We start from the raw sequence: 16,306 nt of genomic DNA, 5'->3' as shown, positions 1-16,306 counted from the left end.
GCGCGCGCCTTACAGGTACTGCCCCGTGTTCGAGACCGTGTCGATCGACCGACCCGGCTCGGTGCCCTGCTTGCCGGTGATGAGCGTGCGGATGAAGACGATCCGCTCGCCCTTCTTGCCGGAGATGCGGGCCCAGTCGTCGGGGTTGGTCGTGTTCGGGAGGTCCTCGTTCTCCTTGAACTCGTCGACGCAGGCCTGCAGCAGGTGGCTGACCCGCAGACCCTTCATGCCGTGCTCGAGGAAGTCCTTGATGGCCATCTTCTTCGCGCGGTCGACGATGTTCTGGATCATCGCGCCGGAGTTGAAGTCCTTGAAGTAGAGGACCTCCTTGTCACCGTTCGCGTAGGTGACCTCGAGGAAGCGGTTCTCCTCGGTCTCGGCGTACATCCGCTCGACGGTGGCGCGGATCATGCCGGCCACGGTGGATCCGGCGTCGCCGCCGAACTCGGCGACGTCGTCGGGGTGCAGCGGCAGGCTGGGCGTGAGGTACTTGCTGAAGATGTCGCGCGCCGACTCGGCGTCTGGGCGCTCGATCTTGATCTTCACGTCGAGCCGGCCCGGCCGCAGGATCGCCGGGTCGATCATGTCCTCGCGGTTCGACGCACCGATGACGAGCACGTTCTCGAGCAGTTCGACACCGTCGATCTCCGAGAGCAGCTGCGGGACGATCGTGTTCTCGACGTCGGAGGAGACGCCCGATCCGCGGGTGCGGAAGAGCGAGTCCATCTCGTCGAAGAACACGATGACCGGGGTCCCCTGGCTCGCCTTCTCGCGGGCGCGCTGGAAGACCAGCCGGATGTGCCGCTCGGTCTCGCCGACGTACTTGTTGAGGAGCTCCGGGCCCTTGATGTTGAGGAAGTACGACTTCCCCTCGGCACCCGTCTTCGCAGCCACCTTCTTCGCGAGCGAGTTCGCGACCGCCTTGGCGATCAGCGTCTTGCCGCAGCCCGGAGGGCCGTAGAGCAGGATGCCCTTCGGCGGCTTGAGCTCGTGCTCGGCGAAGAGCTCCGGGTAGAGGTAGGGCAGCTCGACCGCGTCGGTGATCTGCTCGATCTGCATCCCGAGCCCGCCGATCGAGTCGTAGGAGATGTCGGGAACCTCCTCGAGGACGAGCTCCTCGACCTCCGACTTCGGGACTCGCTCGTAGGCGTACCCGGACCGCGAGTCGAGCAGCAGCGAGTCGCCGGCCCGCAAGGGCTGGCTGAGCAGCGGCTCCGCGAGGCGTACGACGCGCTCCTCGTCGGCGTTCGCGATGACGAGGACCCGCTCCTGGTCGGCCAGGACCTCCTTGAGCATCACCACCTCGCCGACGGTCTCGAACTCGAAGGCGCCAACCACGTTGAGTGCCTCGTTGAGCATGACCTCCTGGCCACGCTGGAGGGCGTCGAGCTCGACCGCCGGGCTCACCGCGACGCGCAGCTTGCGGCCGCCGGTGAAGACGTCGACGGTGTCGTCCTCGTTGCGCTGGAGGAAGGTGCCGAAGCCGGCCGGCGGCTGGGCCAGGCGGTCGACCTCCTCCTTGAGCTTGAGGATCTGGTCGCGGGCATCGCGCAGGGTGCCGGCGAGCCGCTCGTTCTGGGCAGTGACGGCCGCGAGAGAGCGCTGGGCCTCCAACAGGCGCAGGTCTGCCGCCCGGTCACCGGGGTTCATGTTCGACATGGGGCCACCTCCTCTCTCCAACCTACTCGTCAGCAGGAGCGGAGGAAGCCCCTTTTGGCCCGCGTCGGCGCGCCGAACGGGTCAGTCGTCCTCGACGACCGGAGGAATGTCGGCCGGGCGCGGGCCGGTGTAGTCGGCGCCGTACGCACCCGGAGCGGGACGTCGGGTCTTGCGCGGGGGCCGCTCCCCCGCCGCCAGCCGGCGTGCGGTGACGAGGAAGGCCGTGTGCCCGATCATCTTGTGGCCAGGACGTACGGCGAGGCCCTCCACGTGCCAGTCGCGCACGAGCGACTCCCAGGCCTGCGGCTCGGTGAACCCGCCGTGGACCCGCAGCGTCTCGACGAAGCGGGAGAGCTGGGTGGTGGTGGCGACGTACCCGCACACGATGCCGCCGGGGTAGAGGGCGTCCGCGACCGCGTCGACGCACTCCCAGGGTGCGAGCATGTCGAGGATCACCCGGTCGGCGCGGATGCCGCGGGCCGGGAGCTCGTCCTGGAGGTCGCCGAGGTGCAGCTCCCAGGTGGCGCGGTCCTGGCCGAAGAACTGACCGACGTTCTTGCGGGCGACCTCGGCGAACTCCTCGCGCCGCTCGAAGGAGGCGAGGTGGCCGTAGGGACCGATCGCGCGCAGCAGCGAGCAGGTCAGGGCGCCGGAGCCGACCCCGGCCTCGACCACGCGCGCGCCCGGGAAGATGTCGGCGAGCGCGACGATCTGGGCGGCGTCCTTGGGGTACACGACGGCGGCGCCGCGCGGCATCGACACGACGAACTCGCTGAGCAGCGGCCGGAACACGAGGTACTCCCCGCCGGTCGAGGCGGTGATCGTGAAGCCTTCGTCGCGCCCGATCAGGTCGTCGTGCTCGAGGTGTCCCTTGTTGGAGAAGAAGCGCTTGCCGGCGACCAGCTCGAAGTTGTGGCGGCGGCCCTTCGCGTCGGTGAGGCGCACCCACTCGCCCTCGCGGAGCGGGCCACGGTGGACGCCGGACAGTGCCTCGGCGGGGACGTCGCCGGGTGGCTGCTGGTCGTTCGTCACCGGCGCAGGCTATCGAACCGCGCCGGTGCGGAGATCAGCGGATCCGGCGGGCGACGTCGGCCGTCGCGAGCACGCCGTACACCTCGCCGGACGGGCCGACGAGGACGTACTCGCTGGCCGGCATGGCGCGCAGCGCCTCCAGCAGCTCGGGACCGGTGATGTCGGACCGCAGGGTCAGGCCGGGCTCGAGACGCCGGGTCACCGTCGAGGTGGCGACCCAGGGCCGGCGGTCCTCCGGGGTGGCCCGCACCGCGCGCTCGTCCACGACGCCCACCGGGATCCCGTCGTGGGTCACGGTGACGATGCTGCCCGCCTCGGCCTCCTGGGCACGCCGGATGGCCTCGCCGAGCGGCAGGTCCTCCGGTACGCCGAGGGTCCGGCGCGCGAGGTCGCTCGCGCGCACGTCGAGGAAGCTGTCCTGCAGCCTCGCCGCGGCGAGCGCCTGCGATGCGCCGGTCCAGAGGAAGGCGGCCATCACGACCCAGATCACGACCGCGAAGCTGCTGCCGCCGGTGCGCAGCGAGACGAGCAGCACGATCGCGACCAACGCGATCGCGAGCACCCGTCCGGCCCACCCGGCGACCTTGCCGCCGGTCGATGCGCGCCCGGACACGGCCCACACGGCCGACTTCAGCACCCGCCCGCCGTCGAGCGGCAGCGCGGGGACCAGGTTCAGCACGCCGATGTAGAGGTTGCTGGCCCATAGCCCGTCGACGACGAGGTGCAGCAGGCCGTCGGGCAGGGCGAAGCTCACGCCGAGCGCGGCGCCGCCCACCAGCAGCGAGGTGATCGGTCCGACCACCGCGATCCAGAACTCCTGGCGCGGCCGGGCCGACTCGCGGTCGATGGCGGTCGCGCCGCCGAGGAAGTGCAAGGTGATCGAGCGGACCTGGAAGCCGTACCTGCGCGCCATGAGGGCGTGCGACGCCTCGTGCAGCAGGATCGCTCCGTACAGGGCCATCGCGAAGGCGATCCCAACGACGTACTTCCACGCGCCGAGGCCGGGCTGGACGTCGTCGACGGCGGGGGCCATCAGGTAGGCGATGAACCCGGCCACCAGGAACCAGGACGGGGACACCAGCACCGGGCTCCCTGCGATCGTCCCGATTCTCAGCACCTACCGAGCCTATCCGGCGAGGTCAGCGGGCCCGACGCCGGCGAGGGTGGGCAGCTCGCGCCACCCGGGCTGGAGCGGCACCGGCACGTGGTTCGGTACGACGAGCACCCGGCACCCCGCGGCGCCCGCCGAGGTGGCACCGGTCGGGCTGTCCTCGATCGCGACGCAGTCCTCCGGCCGTACGCCGAGCGCGGCGGCCCCCGTCAGGTACGGCTCCGGGTGCGGCTTGCCGTTGCTCACCTGGTCGCCGGTGACCACGACGTCGAAGGTCCGCGGCGGCAGGTGCTCGAGGATCGGTGCGACGAAGCGCTCGTAGGACATCGTCACGAGGCCGCACGGGATGCCGGCGTCCTTCAGCGCGAGCAGCAGCTCCCGCGATCCGGGGCACCACGGCACCGCCTCCCGCACCCGCGCCACCACTCCGTCGAGCAGCATCTCGACGATCCGGTCCGGCTCGAACGGCAGCGGGATCTGCTCCTGCAGCAGCCGGCCGGAGGTCAGCAGGTCGTTGCCGACCAGCTGCATCGCCTGCTCGTGGGTCCAGGTGCCGCCGTGCGCCTGCGCCAGCGCGACCTCGGTCGCCATCCAGTACGGCTCGGTGTCGACGAGGGTCCCGTCCATGTCCCACAGCACGGCCTTCGGAGTCACGCCCGGATCATGTCATCCGGGCGCCGCGCGGCCCGAATGCAGGGATGCCGCAGATCTGGCCCGGAAGGGCGGCGAGCGTGGCGAGTCCCGTCCGGACCATCCTCGTCAGCTGAGCGCCGCTCAGTCCTCCGGGTCGTAGCCCAGGTTGGCGGACAGCCAGCGCTCGGTCTCCTGCACGGTCCAGCCCTTGCGCTCGGCGTAGTCGGCGACCTGGTCGCGGCCGAGCCGCCCGACGACGAAGTACTGCGACTCGGGGTGCGAGAAGTACCAGCCGCTGACCGCCGCCCCCGGCCACATCGCCATCGACTCGGTGAGCTCGATGCCGGTGTTCGCCCGCACGTCGAGCAGCTCCCAGAGCGCCTGCTTCTCGGTGTGGTCCGGGCACGCCGGGTAGCCGGGCGCCGGGCGGATGCCCTTGTAGCGCTCAGCGATCAGGTCGTCGTTGGTCAGCGACTCCTCCGGGGCGTAGCCCCACAGCTCCTCGCGGACCCGCTGGTGCATGCGCTCCGCGAACGCCTCGGCGAGCCGATCGGCGAGCGCCTCGAGGAGGATCGCCGAGTAGTCGTCGAGGTCCTCCTTGAACTTCTTGATCCGGTCCTGGCTGCCCAGGCCCGCGGTGACGGCGAAGGCGCCGATGTGGTCGGCGATGCCGGTCTCCTTGGGCGCGACGAAGTCGCCGAGCGAGCGGTTGGGGATGCCCTCGCGGTGCTCGCCCTGCTGGCGCAGGTGGTGCAGCGTCGTGAGGACCTCGGTGCGCGACTCGTCGGTGTAGACCTCCGTGTCGTCACCGACCCGGCTCGCGGGGAAGAACCCGATGACGCCGTTCGCGGTGAGCCAGCCCTCGGCGATGATCTGGTCGAGCATGACCTGCGCGTCGTCGTACAGCTTGCGCGCGGCCTCGCCGGTCACCGGGCTGTTGAGGATGTCGGGGAACTTGCCCTTCATCTCCCACGCGTTGAAGAACGGCTGCCAGTCGATGAACTCGCGCAGCTCGGCGATGTCGTACGCCGGGAAGGTGCGTACGCCGGTGAAGGTCGGCGCCGGCGCGGTGTAGCCGTCCCACGAGATCGGCGTGGCGTTGGCACGCGCCTGCTCCAGCGACAGCATCGGCCGGTCGTGCTTCGTGGCGTGCCGGGCCCGCAGCGCGTCGTAGTCGGCCTGGATGTCGGCCATGAACGCCGGCCGGCGCTCGTCGGACAGCAGCGTGGCCGCGACCGGCACCGAGCGCGAGGCGTCCTTCACCCACACCACCGGCTGGTCGTACTTCTGGTCGACCTTGACCGCGGTGTGGGCGCGCGAGGTGGTCGCGCCGCCGATGAGCAGCGGGATCTTGAAGTCCTGCCGCTGCATCTCGGTGGCCACGTTGACCATCTCGTCCAGGCTCGGCGTGATCAGGCCGGAGAGCCCGATGATGTCGGCGTTGTGCTCGCGCGCGGCGTCGAGGATCTTCTGCGCGGGCACCATCACGCCGAGGTCGATGACCTCGTAGTTGTTGCACTGCAGCACCACGCCGACGATGTTCTTGCCGATGTCGTGGACGTCGCCCTTCACGGTCGCCATGACGATGGTGCCGTTGGTGTCGGCACCGGCGAGCTCGGGGTTGTCGAGCTTCTCCTGCTCGATGAACGGGATCAGGTGGGCGACGGCCTTCTTCATCACGCGGGCGCTCTTGACCACCTGGGGCAGGAACATCTTGCCGGCGCCGAAGAGGTCGCCGACGACGTTCATGCCGTCCATCAGCGGGCCCTCGATGACCTCGATCGGGCGACCGCCGGCCGCCTTGATCTCGCAGCGCAGCTCCTCGGTGTCGGCCTCGACGTAGGCGTCGAGACCCTTCACCAGGGCGTGCGTGATCCGCTCCCGGACCGGCAGGCTGCGCCACTCCTCCGCGGCCGCCTCGACCTCCTCACCGCTCCCCCGGTGCTTCTCGGCGAGCTCGAGCAGCCGCTCCGTGGCGGCCAGCGAGTCGTCGGTGCGGTTGAGGACGACGTCCTCGATGGCGTCGCGCAGCTCCGGGTCGACCTGGTCGTAGACGACCAGGGCACCGGCGTTGACGATGCCCATGTCGAGGCCGGCGTTGATCGCGTGGTACAGGAAGACCGCGTGGATCGCCTCGCGGACCGGGTTGTTGCCCCGGAACGAGAAGGACACGTTCGAGATGCCGCCGGAGACCTTCGCGCCCGGCAGATTCTCCTTGATCCACCGCGTCGCCTCGATGAAGTCGAGACCGTACGTCGCGTGCTCCTCGATGCCCGTCGCGACGGCGAACACGTTCGGGTCGAAGATGATGTCCTCCGGGTCGAAGCCGACCTCGTCGACCAGGATCCGGTAGGCGCGCGCGCAGATGTCCTTGCGGCGCTGCAGGTTGTCGGCCTGGCCCTGCTCGTCGAAGGCCATGACGACCGCGGCGGCGCCGTACTTCTTGCACAGGCGCGCCTGCTCGCGGAACTTCTCCTCGCCCTCCTTCATGGAGATCGAGTTGACGATCGGCTTGCCCTGCACGCAGCGCAGACCGGCCTCGATGACCTCCCACTTGGAGGAGTCGATCATCACCGGGACGCGCGAGATGTCGGGCTCGGACGCGACCAGCTTGAGGAAGCGGTCCATCGCGGCGACGCCGTCGATCATGCCCTCGTCCATGTTGACGTCGATGACCTGCGCGCCGTTCTCGACCTGCTGCGCGGCCACCGACAGGGCGGTGTCGTAGTCGCCGTCCTTGATCAGGTTGCGGAACTTCGCCGAGCCGGTGATGTTGGTGCGCTCGCCGACGTTGACGAAGAGGCTCGCCTCGGTGACGGCGAACGGCTCGAGGCCGGACAGCCGCAGCGCCGGGTCGATGCCGTGCAGCTCGCGGCCGGGGCGCCCGTGGACCCGGTCGGCGATCGCCTTGATGTGGGCCGGCGTGGTACCGCAGCAGCCACCGAGGAGGTTCACGAAGCCGGCCTCGGCGAACTCCGAGACGACCTCGGCGGTCTGCTCGGGCGTCTCGTCGTACTCACCGAAGGCGTTGGGCAGGCCCGCGTTCGGGTACGCCGAGACGAACGTGTCGGCCACCCGCGACATCTCGGCGATGTAGGGGCGCATCTCCTTGGCGCCGAGGGCGCAGTTGAGGCCGACCGCGAGCGGCCGGGCGTGCCGGACCGAGTCCCAGAAGGCCTCGGTCACCTGGCCGGACAGGGTGCGGCCGGACGCGTCGGTGATGGTGCCCGAGATGACGACGGGCCAGCGGCGCCCGGTCTCCTCGAAGAGCGTCTCCACCGCGAAGATCGCTGCCTTGGCGTTGAGGGTGTCGAAGATCGTCTCGATGAAGAACAGGTCGGCGCCGCCGTCGACGAGGCCGCGCGCCGCCGTCAGGTAGGCGTCGGCGAGCTGCTCGTATGACACGTTGCGCGCGCCGGGGTCGTTGACGTCGGGGCTGATGGAGGCGGTCCGCGTCGTGGGGCCGAGCGCCCCGGCGACGTACCTCTTGGTGCCGGTGGCGGCGGCGACCGCGTCGGCCTCGCGGCGGGCGAGCCGCGCGGACTCGAGGTTCAGCTCGTAGGCCAGCTCCTCCATGCCGTAGTCGGCGAGGCTGATCGCGTTCGAGGAGAAGGTGTTCGTCTCGATGATGTCCGCGCCGGCCTCGAGGTACTCGCGGTGGATGCCCGCGATGATCTGGGGCTGCGTGATCGAGAGCAGGTCGTTGTTGCCGACGAGGTCGCTGGGCCAGTCCTTGAACCGCTCACCGCGGTAGCCGGCCTCGTCGGGGCGGTCGCGCTGGATCGCCGTCCCCATGGCACCGTCGATGATCACGATCCGCTCACGCAGCAGCGCGGTCAGCTCGTCGGTCGCGTCCTCGCGCCACTCGGTGCTCATCAGGTACACAGTCCTTCCGTCACGGAAGGCGTCCTTGGGGAGTACGCCGAGCGTGGCGGGTGTGCCATCCCGGCAGGACCCGTTGCAACGCCTCTCGGCGCCACCCATGCTACTAGGCTCGACCCGTGATGGAGTTCGAGAAGGTCCGCGATCTGGTCGACCCGATTGTCATCGCCGCCTTCGAGGGTTGGAACGACGGCGCCGAGGCGGCCACGGCGGTCGTGGACCACCTGATGCGGCAGTGGGACGCGCACGTCATCGGGGCGATCGACCCCGAGGACTACTACGACTTCCAGGTCAACCGGCCCGACGTCGGCATCGACGAGAACGGCCACCGCAAGCTGACCTGGCCGAGCACCCACATCGCCGTCGCGAAGCCGGCGAACCTGGACCGTGACGTCATCTTCATCCGCGGCATCGAGCCGAACATGCGCTGGCGTGCGTTCGTCTCCGAGCTGCTCGCGGTCGTCGACGACCTCGGGGCCGAGCTGGTCGTGACCCTGGGCGCCCTCCTCGCCGACTCCCCGCACACCCGTCCGGTGCCGGTCAGCGGGAGCACGTCGGAGCCCGAGCTGCTGGACCGGCTCGACCTCGAGACCTCGACGTACGAGGGTCCCACGGGCATCCCGGGCGTCCTCCAGGACGCCTGCGTGCGGCTCGACATCCCCACCGTCTCCTACTGGGCCGCGGTCCCCCACTACGTCGCCCAGCCGCCGTGCCCGAAGGCGACGCTCGCCCTGCTCACGAAGCTGGAGGAGCTCTTCCAGACGAGCCTCCCGCTCGGTGACCTGGTCGAGGAGGCCAAGGCCTGGGAGCGCGGCGTCGACCAGCTCATGGAGGAGGACGAGGACCTCGCCGACTACGTGCGCAGCCTCGAGGAGGCGCGCGACACGACCGAGCTGCCCGAGGCGTCCGGCGAGGCCATCGCGCGCGAGTTCGAGCGGTACCTCAAGCGGCGCGGCGAGGACGGCTAGGCAGGCGGCTGGTCGGGCCCGTCGTAGCCCGCCAGCACGTGGTCGAGCACCGCTGCCCGCAGGTCGGCCGACACTGCGGCCATCGTCGGGTTGAACCGCCCCTTGGCCAGCGCCGCCTGCGCCTCGTCCACGAGGGCGCGCACGAGGTCGTCGCGTGACAGTGCGGGATGGACGATCGCGGTCTCGTCCGACAGCTCCTCCAGGCAGTGCCGGACCTGCCAGCCCCAGCTCCGGAACGCGTCGGGGTACGTCGCGGCGAGGTCGAGGGTGCCGTAGCCGCCGGTCTTCGCCATGGACGCCACGAACACCTCGTCGTTCGGCACGGCCAGGCCCTCGTCCACCGCCAGCCGGGGCGTCATCGCGACCCGGCTCTCGAAGGCGGTGACCGCGAAAGGCCTCGAGACGCGGCTCAGCGGGAAGAGCATGCCCCACGTCTGGGCGTTCGGCTCCACGGCCTCGAGTGCCCGCGACCAGCGCCACGCCCTGCCCCGGCGGGAGATCCGCGTGCCGATCAGGGCCGCGTCGCTGCGCTCCGCCTCGCGGATGATCGCGCGGGCATCACCCTGGAACGCGATGTCCGGCTCAGCCAGCCAGAGGTGGTCCCAGGGGCGGTCGAGCGCCGCGTAGTAGGCGTAGTCGCCGCACCGCCACCCCACGTTGGTGCGGGCGTGGAACAGCCCGGCCTCGTCCAGCCACCGGTCCGTGAGCGCGATGACGCGGCCCTCGTCGGGGAAGCGGCGGGCCGTGCCCGCGCCGCGACGGTCGGCCACGAACCAGATCTCGGCGTCGGGCAGGGCGTCGGCGAAGAAGGCCGCCACCCGGTCCACGTCGGGGCCGGGTCCGGTGCACCGGATCGCGACGGCGGTGCCCGCGTGGCCGCTGGCTGCGGCGCCGCGGGACCACCGCATCAGAGCAGTACGCCGAGGGCCGCGTCGAGCAGCGTCCGGACCGTCGCCGGGGCGTCGGTGTCCGTCGCGTCGCCGGCGAGGGTCGCGTCGACCCAGGCGTCGACCGCGGCCGTCGCCCGCGGCGCGTCGATGTCGTCGGCGAGGGCGGCGAGCATCTCGGTGACGACCGGAGCCGCGTCGGCGCCGGCCGGGCTGGCGAGGGCGCGCTTCCAGCGGGCGATGTCGTCGACGGCGTCGAAGAGCTGGGCGTCGGTCCACTCCCAGTCGGCGCGGTAGTGGTGGCGCAGCAGCGCGAGCCGGATCGCCATCGGGTGGATCTCCGCGTTGCGCAGGGCGGACACGAAGACCAGGTTGCCCAGCGACTTGGACATCTTCTGCCCGTCGTACGCGACCATCCCGGCGTGGCTGTACGTCTTGGCGAAGCTGCCCTCGCCGAGCGCCTGCACGTGACCGGCGCACAGCTCGTGGTGCGGGTAGATCAGGTCGCTGCCGCCCGCCTGGACGTCGAAGTCGCCGCCGAGGTGCTCCATCGCGATGGCGGCGCACTCGATGTGCCAGCCGGGACGGCCCTTGCCCCACGGGCTGTCCCAGGACGGCTCGCCCGGACGCTCACCGCGCCACATCACCGCGTCGAGCGGGTCGCGCTTGCCCGGCCGGTCGGGGTCGCCACCCCGCTCGCCGAAGAGGCGCGTCATCGTGTCGCGGTCGTAGTTGGACTCCTTGCCGAACGCCGGGTCGGCGGAGACGGCGTAGTAGACGTCGGTGTCGACCGTGTACGTCGCACCGGCTGACTCGAGCCGCTGGATCATCTCGATCACCAGCGGGATCGACTCGACCGCACCGATGTAGTGGTCCGGCGGGATGACGCGCAGCGCCTCCATGTCCCGGCGGAACAGGTCGGTCTCGCGCAGCGCCAGCTCGTCCCACCCGAGCTTGATCTTCTCGGCGCGCTCGAGCAGAGGGTCGTCGACGTCGGTGACGTTCTGCACGTAGGTCACGTCGTGCCCGGCCGACCGCCACGCGCGGTTGAGCAGGTCGAAGGCGACGTAGGTGTTGGCGTGCCCGATGTGGGTGGCGTCGTACGGCGTGATGCCGCAGACGTAGAGCCGTGCCGCGCCCTCGGGGGTGACGCCCACCTTCCCGCCGGTGGCGGTGTCGTGGACGACCACCTCCGGACCGGTGACCGGCAGCGAGGGGATCTCCGGGGCAGACCAGGCGCGCATGCAGCGATGCTAGTGGGCAGCGATCAGAAGGGTGGCCACGGGATGCTCGGCCAGCTGTCCCCGGGCGACGGCAGGTGACCCGATTCGCCGAGCCGACGGATGCGCGCGCGGAGCGAGCGGCGTTCGTGGCCGGTCAGGTGCGCGACCAGGACCTCGCCGAGATCACCGGTCAACGCCTCCTCGAGCGCGCGCAGGACGCCGAGCTCCTCCTCGGTGAGGCGGGACCCCGCCCAGCCCCACAGCACCGTGCGCAGCTTGTTCTCGTGGTGGAAGGTCACGCCGTGGTCGACCCCGAGCCGACGCCCGTCGGCCATCGCGAGCACGTGGCCGCCCTTGCGGTCGGCGTTGTTGACGACGGCGTCGAACACGGCCATCCGGCGCAGCGCCGCGGAGTCCTCGTGGATCAGCGTGACGGGGTGGTCGCGCTCGTCGTACCCCTCGACGACGGGGAGCCACCCGGCCGGCACCTGCCCTCCGGGCACCAGCGAGACCGCGTCGTCGTCCGCGACCTGCTGCCACTCCTGGACCATCCCCCGCCCGTGCGGACCGTCGCCGATCCAGGTGCGGGGGACGATGCCCCAGCCGGTCGCCTCGGAGACGAGGTACGCCGCGACCTCGCGGCCGGCCAGCGTGCCGTCGGGGAAGTCCCACAGCGGCCGCTCCCCCGCGATCGGCTTGTAGACGACCTCCCGGCCGTCCTCGAGCTCGGCGAGGAACGTGGCGTTGGAGGCCGGCATGATCCGGCCCTTGAGCGTCAGCACCGTCTCGTCGGGCTCAGGGAGCGCGGCGCTTGAAGCCGTTGGCTCGGACGCAGAGGTGCCCGTCCGGGTCGATGGGCTGCCCGCAGAACGGGCAGTCCGGGCGGCCGGCGCCGACCACGAGCGCGGTGCGCTGCACGAACGAGCGGGCCACCGCAGGCTCCAGCCGGACGACCAGCATCTCGCTCGCCTCGCCGTTCTCGTCGGGCTCCTGGCCGACGGGGAACACCTCGATCACGACCCGCTCGTCGTCGGGGTCCCACGACAGGGTCATGGTGCCGCCGCGGAACTCCTCCTCGATCGGCTGCTCGAGCGGGTCGTCGTCTGCCAGCGCCACGGGGGCGACCGCGGGCACGACCGTGCGGGTCGTGGTCTCGGTCATGACCTCGTCGAGCAGCTCGTCGACCCGCTCGGCGAGCGCGGCGACCTGCTCCTTCTCGATCGCGATGCTCACCAGGCGCGCGCCGTCGCGCGCCTGCAGGAAGAAGGTCCGCGAACCGGGCTCACCGACGGTGCCGGCGACGAAGCGCTCGGGAGGGTCGAAAGCGTGGACGATGCCCATGGCGCCCACCCTAGTGAGAAGGACCAGCACCGCCACCGACCACCGCGCCCTTCGGACGGCCCCGGCCGCTCGGCTTCGCGCCGAGCCAGGACAGGTCGCCGTCGTGGGTGTTGGTGGCCAGCACGTAGGGCCGGTCGGCGGTGTAGCGGATGATCGAGATCGAGGCGGGATCCACCTGGATCCGCTGGAACAGGTCCAGGTGCATGCCGAGCGCGTCGGCGAGCAGCGACTTGATGATGTCGCCGTGGCTGACCGCCACCCACACCGCCCCGGGACCGTGCTCGGCCTCGATGGCGGCGTCCCGACGGCGTACGGCGGAGACGGCGCGGTGCTTCATCTCCACCATCGACTCACCGCCGGGGAAGGTCGCCGCGGACGGCTGCCGCTGGACGGTGGCCCAGAGCTTCTCCTTGGCCAGCTCCTTGAGCGGGCGGCCCTGCCACTCGCCGTAGTCGCACTCGGCGAGCCCACGCTCGGAGAGCACGCGCGGCCGCTCGTCACGCGGCGCGAGCAGCAGCTTCGCGGTCTGCCGGCAGCGCTCCTGGGGGCTGCTCACGACCGCCGCGAGCGGCACTGCGGCGAGCCGGGCGCCGGCACGTGCGGCCTGCTGCTCCCCCGTCTCGTCGAGACGTACGCCGGGGAGCCGGCCGGCCAGCGTGCCGGACGCGTTCGCGGTCGTGCGGCCGTGCCGCACCAGGATCAGCGTCGCCATCGTCCCGAAAGGCTAGCGTTGACCTGTGATCGTCGACAGCGCTGTCTACCGACACGGCACCCGACTCCCCGTCGACTGCCACGTCCACGACTACGCCACCCTGCGCAAGAACGCCTCCGAGGAGGGCGACTTCGTGTGGGTCGGCCTGTACGAGCCCAGCCACACCGAGCTGTCCGACATGGCGCAGGCGTTCGGCCTGCACCCGCTGGCGGTCGAGGACGCGGTCGTGGCCCACCAGCGGCCCAAGCTGGAGACCTACCAGGGCAGCCTGTTCCTGGTCCTCAAGACGCTCTGGTACGTCGACGAGGACGACGCCGTCGAGACCGGCGAGATCAACATGTTCATCGGCACCGACTTCGTGATCACGGTGCGCCACGGCCGGGGCGCGCAGCTCAGCGACGCCCGGCACACGCTCGAGGCGCAGCAGTCGGTGCTCGACCACGGCCCCTCGGCCGTCGTCTACGCCGTGTGCGACGTGGTCGTCGACGGCTACACCGACGTCGTCGCGGAGCTGCAGGTCGACGTGGACGAGGTCGAGGCGTCGGTCTTCTCCGACAGGCGCACCGACGACTCCAACCGCATCTACATCCTCAAGCGCGAGCTGTCGGAGGTACGCCGTGCGGTGCTGCCGCTGCGCGAGCCGATGCGGCGCTTCGCCACCGGTGGGGTCCCGATGATCGAGGCCGGCGCGATGCCGTTCTTCCGGGACGTGACCGACCACCTCGCCCAAGCCGCCGAGGAGATCGACACCCTCGACTCGCTCCTCTCGACCGCCTTCGAGGCCCACATGGCCCGCATGTCGGTGCAGCAGAACGACGACATGCGCAAGATCTCCGCGGGGGTCGCGCTCGCCGCCGTCCCCACCCTGATCGCGGGCGTCTACGGCATGAACTTCAAGCACATCCCGGAGCTGTCCTGGCAGTTCGGCTACGCCTACGCCCTGGCCCTCATGGTGCTGATCGTGGGCGGCCTCTACTGGTTCTTCAAGAAGTCCGGCTGGCTGTAGGTCAGGTCGCCGACATGACGTTGGTGGCCAGCAGCACCAGCAGCACCCCGCCGACCACGACCCGGTAGGGCACGAACGCGGCGATCGAGTGGCCGGCGACGAACTTGAGCAGCCAGGCGACCGAGACGTAGGCGACCACGAAGCTGATCAGGGTGCCGACGGCGGTCGGGCCGACCCCGATCCCCTGGCCAACGGCGTCCTTGAGCTCGTAGAGCCCGGCGCCGGTGAGCGCGGGGATCGACAGGAAGAAGCTGAGCTTCGTGGCGGCGACCCGGTCCAGGCCGCCGATGAGCCCGGCGGAGATCGTGGCGCCCGAGCGCGAGACACCGGGCACGAGCGCGATGCACTGCACGACGCCGACGACGAGGGCGTCGCGCATCGTGACCTTCTTCAGGTCGCGCTCCTGGCGCGCCGTGCGCTCGGCGTACACCATCACGGCACTCCACACGACGAGCGCGGCGCCGACCACCCACAGCGACCGCAGCGGGCCGGAGATGACGTCCTTGGCCGCGAGGCCGACGATCCCGATCGGGATGGAGCCGAGGATGACGTACCAGCCCATCCGGTGGTCGGCCGTGCCGCGGTACTCCGGCTTCACCAGCCCGCGGCACCAACCGAGGGCGATCTGCCAGATGTCGCGCGCGAAGAACAGCAGGACCGCGGCGATCGCACCCATCTGGATGACCGCGGTGTACGCCGTGACGGCGTCGTTGTCGATCGGCAGGCCGAGCAGCTTCTCGGCGATCGTGAGGTGACCGGTGCTGGAGACGGGGAGGAACTCGGTGAGTCCCTCGACCACGCCGAGCACCACGGAGTCAAGGTAGTTGATGATCATCGCGCGCAAGCGTAACGGCGAGCCGCATCCACGCTTCGCCCCACGCCGGACTAGGTTTTCGCCATGCACCATCGGTACGTCGGCGCCAGCGGCCTCCGCGTCTCCCGGCTGGGCCTCGGCACGATGACGTGGGGCAAGGACACCGACGAGCACGAGGCCCGCGACCAGCTGGTGGCGTTCATCGAGGCCGGCGGCAGCCTGATCGACACGGCCGCGGGCTACACCGACGGCCGCTCCGAGGCCCTCATCGGGTCGCTGCTCGGCGACGTCGTGGGCCGCGACGAGGTCGTCCTGGCGACCAAGGCCGGCATCTGGCGCCGCGGCGGCGACCGGGCGACCGACACGTCCCGAGGGGCTCTGCTGCGGGGTCTCGACACCTCGCTGAAGCGCCTCGGCACCGACCACGTCGACCTGTGGCAGGTGCACATCTGGTCCGACGACGTGCCGCTCGAGGAGACCCTCGGCGCGCTCGACTTCGCGGTCAGCAGCGGCCGGGCGGCGTACGTCGGCATCTCGAACTACGCCGGGTGGCAGACCGCCCAGGCGGCGACCTGGCAGCGCGCCGGCGTCGGCCGCGCTCTCCTCACCTCGACCCAGATGGAGTACTCGCTGGTCAACCGGCGCATCGAGCGCGAGGTGCTGCCGGCCTGCGACGCGCTCGGGCTGGGCGTCCTGCCCTGGTCGCCGCTGGGGCGCGGGGTGCTGACCGGGAAGTACCGCACCGGCACGCCGTCGGACTCCCGCGCGGCGTCGCCGGTCTTCTCCTCCTTCGTCGAGGCCTACCTCGACGACCGCAGCCGCGGCATCGTCGAGGCGGTGTGCCGCGCGGCCGACGGATTGGGCTGGACCCCGCTCGAGGTCGCGCTGGTCTGGGTGCGCGACCGGCCCGGCGTCGCGGCACCCATCGTGGGAGCGCGCACCGCGGCCCAGCTCAGGACCGCGCTGCTGTCCGAGGGCCGCACGCTCCCACCCGAGATCCGCACGGCGCTGGACGACGTCTCCGAGGTGGCGGGTTGA

General features: G+C 71.0%; 14 protein-coding genes. 3 read left to right on the top strand and 11 right to left on the bottom strand.

Going from position 1 to position 16,306, the window contains the following annotated elements; all coding sequences use genetic code 11:
* Nucleotides 1-9: 9 nt before the first annotated feature.
* The 5 genes from arc to metH all read right to left on the bottom strand — a co-directional run bounded on the left by arc (nt 10) and on the right by metH (nt 8,311).
* Nucleotides 10-1,659, bottom strand: a complete 1,650-nt coding sequence (arc, locus tag ACYVAQ_RS20515) for a proteasome ATPase (protein WP_460792373.1) — start codon at nt 1,657-1,659, stop codon at nt 10-12.
* 81 nt (nt 1,660-1,740) lie between these two features.
* On the bottom strand, nt 1,741-2,691 hold the full coding sequence (locus ACYVAQ_RS20510) for a tRNA (adenine-N1)-methyltransferase (protein WP_460792372.1): 951 nt from the start codon (nt 2,689-2,691) through the stop codon (nt 1,741-1,743).
* Nucleotides 2,692-2,725: 34 nt separating this feature from the next.
* Nucleotides 2,726-3,808: a M50 family metallopeptidase gene (locus tag ACYVAQ_RS20505; protein WP_460792371.1), complete on the bottom strand. Its 1,083-nt coding sequence runs from the start codon at nt 3,806-3,808 to the stop codon at nt 2,726-2,728.
* 9 nt (nt 3,809-3,817) lie between these two features.
* Complete coding sequence (locus ACYVAQ_RS20500) at nt 3,818-4,456, bottom strand: HAD family hydrolase (RefSeq protein WP_460792370.1); 639 nt, start codon at nt 4,454-4,456, stop codon at nt 3,818-3,820.
* Between the two features lie 120 nt (nt 4,457-4,576).
* Entirely contained in the window at nt 4,577-8,311 is a 3,735-nt protein-coding gene (gene metH / locus ACYVAQ_RS20495; protein ID WP_460792369.1) for a methionine synthase, read from the bottom strand.
* 128 nt (nt 8,312-8,439) lie between these two features.
* Here metH and ACYVAQ_RS20490 point away from each other — a divergent pair, with 128 nt between their 5' ends.
* Entirely contained in the window at nt 8,440-9,285 is an 846-nt protein-coding gene (locus ACYVAQ_RS20490) for a PAC2 family protein (protein ID WP_460792406.1), read from the top strand.
* Here the strand turns inward: ACYVAQ_RS20490 and ACYVAQ_RS20485 are convergent.
* From ACYVAQ_RS20485 to ACYVAQ_RS20465, 5 genes are read right to left on the bottom strand one after another with little or no spacing between them, the layout of a single operon-like run.
* Nucleotides 9,282-10,193, bottom strand: a complete 912-nt coding sequence (locus ACYVAQ_RS20485; RefSeq protein ID WP_460792368.1) for a hypothetical protein — start codon at nt 10,191-10,193, stop codon at nt 9,282-9,284. The genes ACYVAQ_RS20490 and ACYVAQ_RS20485 overlap by 4 nt on opposite strands.
* Nucleotides 10,193-11,416, bottom strand: coding sequence for a cysteine--1-D-myo-inosityl 2-amino-2-deoxy-alpha-D-glucopyranoside ligase (gene mshC, locus ACYVAQ_RS20480; protein WP_460792367.1), 1,224 nt, complete (start codon nt 11,414-11,416; stop codon nt 10,193-10,195). The genes ACYVAQ_RS20485 and mshC overlap by 1 nt, the downstream gene beginning before the upstream one ends.
* Before the next feature lie 23 nt (nt 11,417-11,439).
* A complete protein-coding gene (locus ACYVAQ_RS20475; protein ID WP_460792366.1) occupies nt 11,440-12,177 on the bottom strand; it encodes an SCO1664 family protein in 738 nt (245 codons plus the stop codon).
* 13 nt (nt 12,178-12,190) lie between these two features.
* The gene (locus ACYVAQ_RS20470; protein ID WP_460792365.1) at nt 12,191-12,736 is read right to left on the bottom strand and encodes a DUF3090 domain-containing protein; all 546 of its coding nucleotides are present in this window, start codon (nt 12,734-12,736) and stop codon (nt 12,191-12,193) included.
* A gap of 10 nt (nt 12,737-12,746) precedes the next feature.
* Nucleotides 12,747-13,448, bottom strand: coding sequence for a histidine phosphatase family protein (locus ACYVAQ_RS20465; protein WP_460792364.1), 702 nt, complete (start codon nt 13,446-13,448; stop codon nt 12,747-12,749).
* Nucleotides 13,449-13,473: 25 nt separating this feature from the next.
* On the opposite strand from ACYVAQ_RS20465, the gene corA reads away from it, so the two are divergent.
* Nucleotides 13,474-14,454, top strand: a complete 981-nt coding sequence (gene corA / locus ACYVAQ_RS20460; protein WP_460792363.1) for a magnesium/cobalt transporter CorA — start codon at nt 13,474-13,476, stop codon at nt 14,452-14,454.
* Nucleotide 14,455: 1 nt separating this feature from the next.
* Here the strand turns inward: corA and ACYVAQ_RS20455 are convergent, their stop codons facing one another.
* Complete coding sequence (locus ACYVAQ_RS20455; RefSeq protein ID WP_460792405.1) at nt 14,456-15,283, bottom strand: undecaprenyl-diphosphate phosphatase; 828 nt, start codon at nt 15,281-15,283, stop codon at nt 14,456-14,458.
* A gap of 69 nt (nt 15,284-15,352) precedes the next feature.
* Here ACYVAQ_RS20455 and ACYVAQ_RS20450 point away from each other — a divergent pair, with 69 nt between their 5' ends.
* Nucleotides 15,353-16,306 (top strand): aldo/keto reductase, encoded by a 954-nt coding sequence (locus ACYVAQ_RS20450; RefSeq protein WP_460792362.1) that lies wholly within the window; start codon nt 15,353-15,355, stop codon nt 16,304-16,306.

This window comes from Nocardioides maradonensis, from assembly GCF_054777115.1.
Note: the sequence above shows the minus strand (reverse complement) of the source record. Positions and strands in the feature narration are given on the sequence as shown.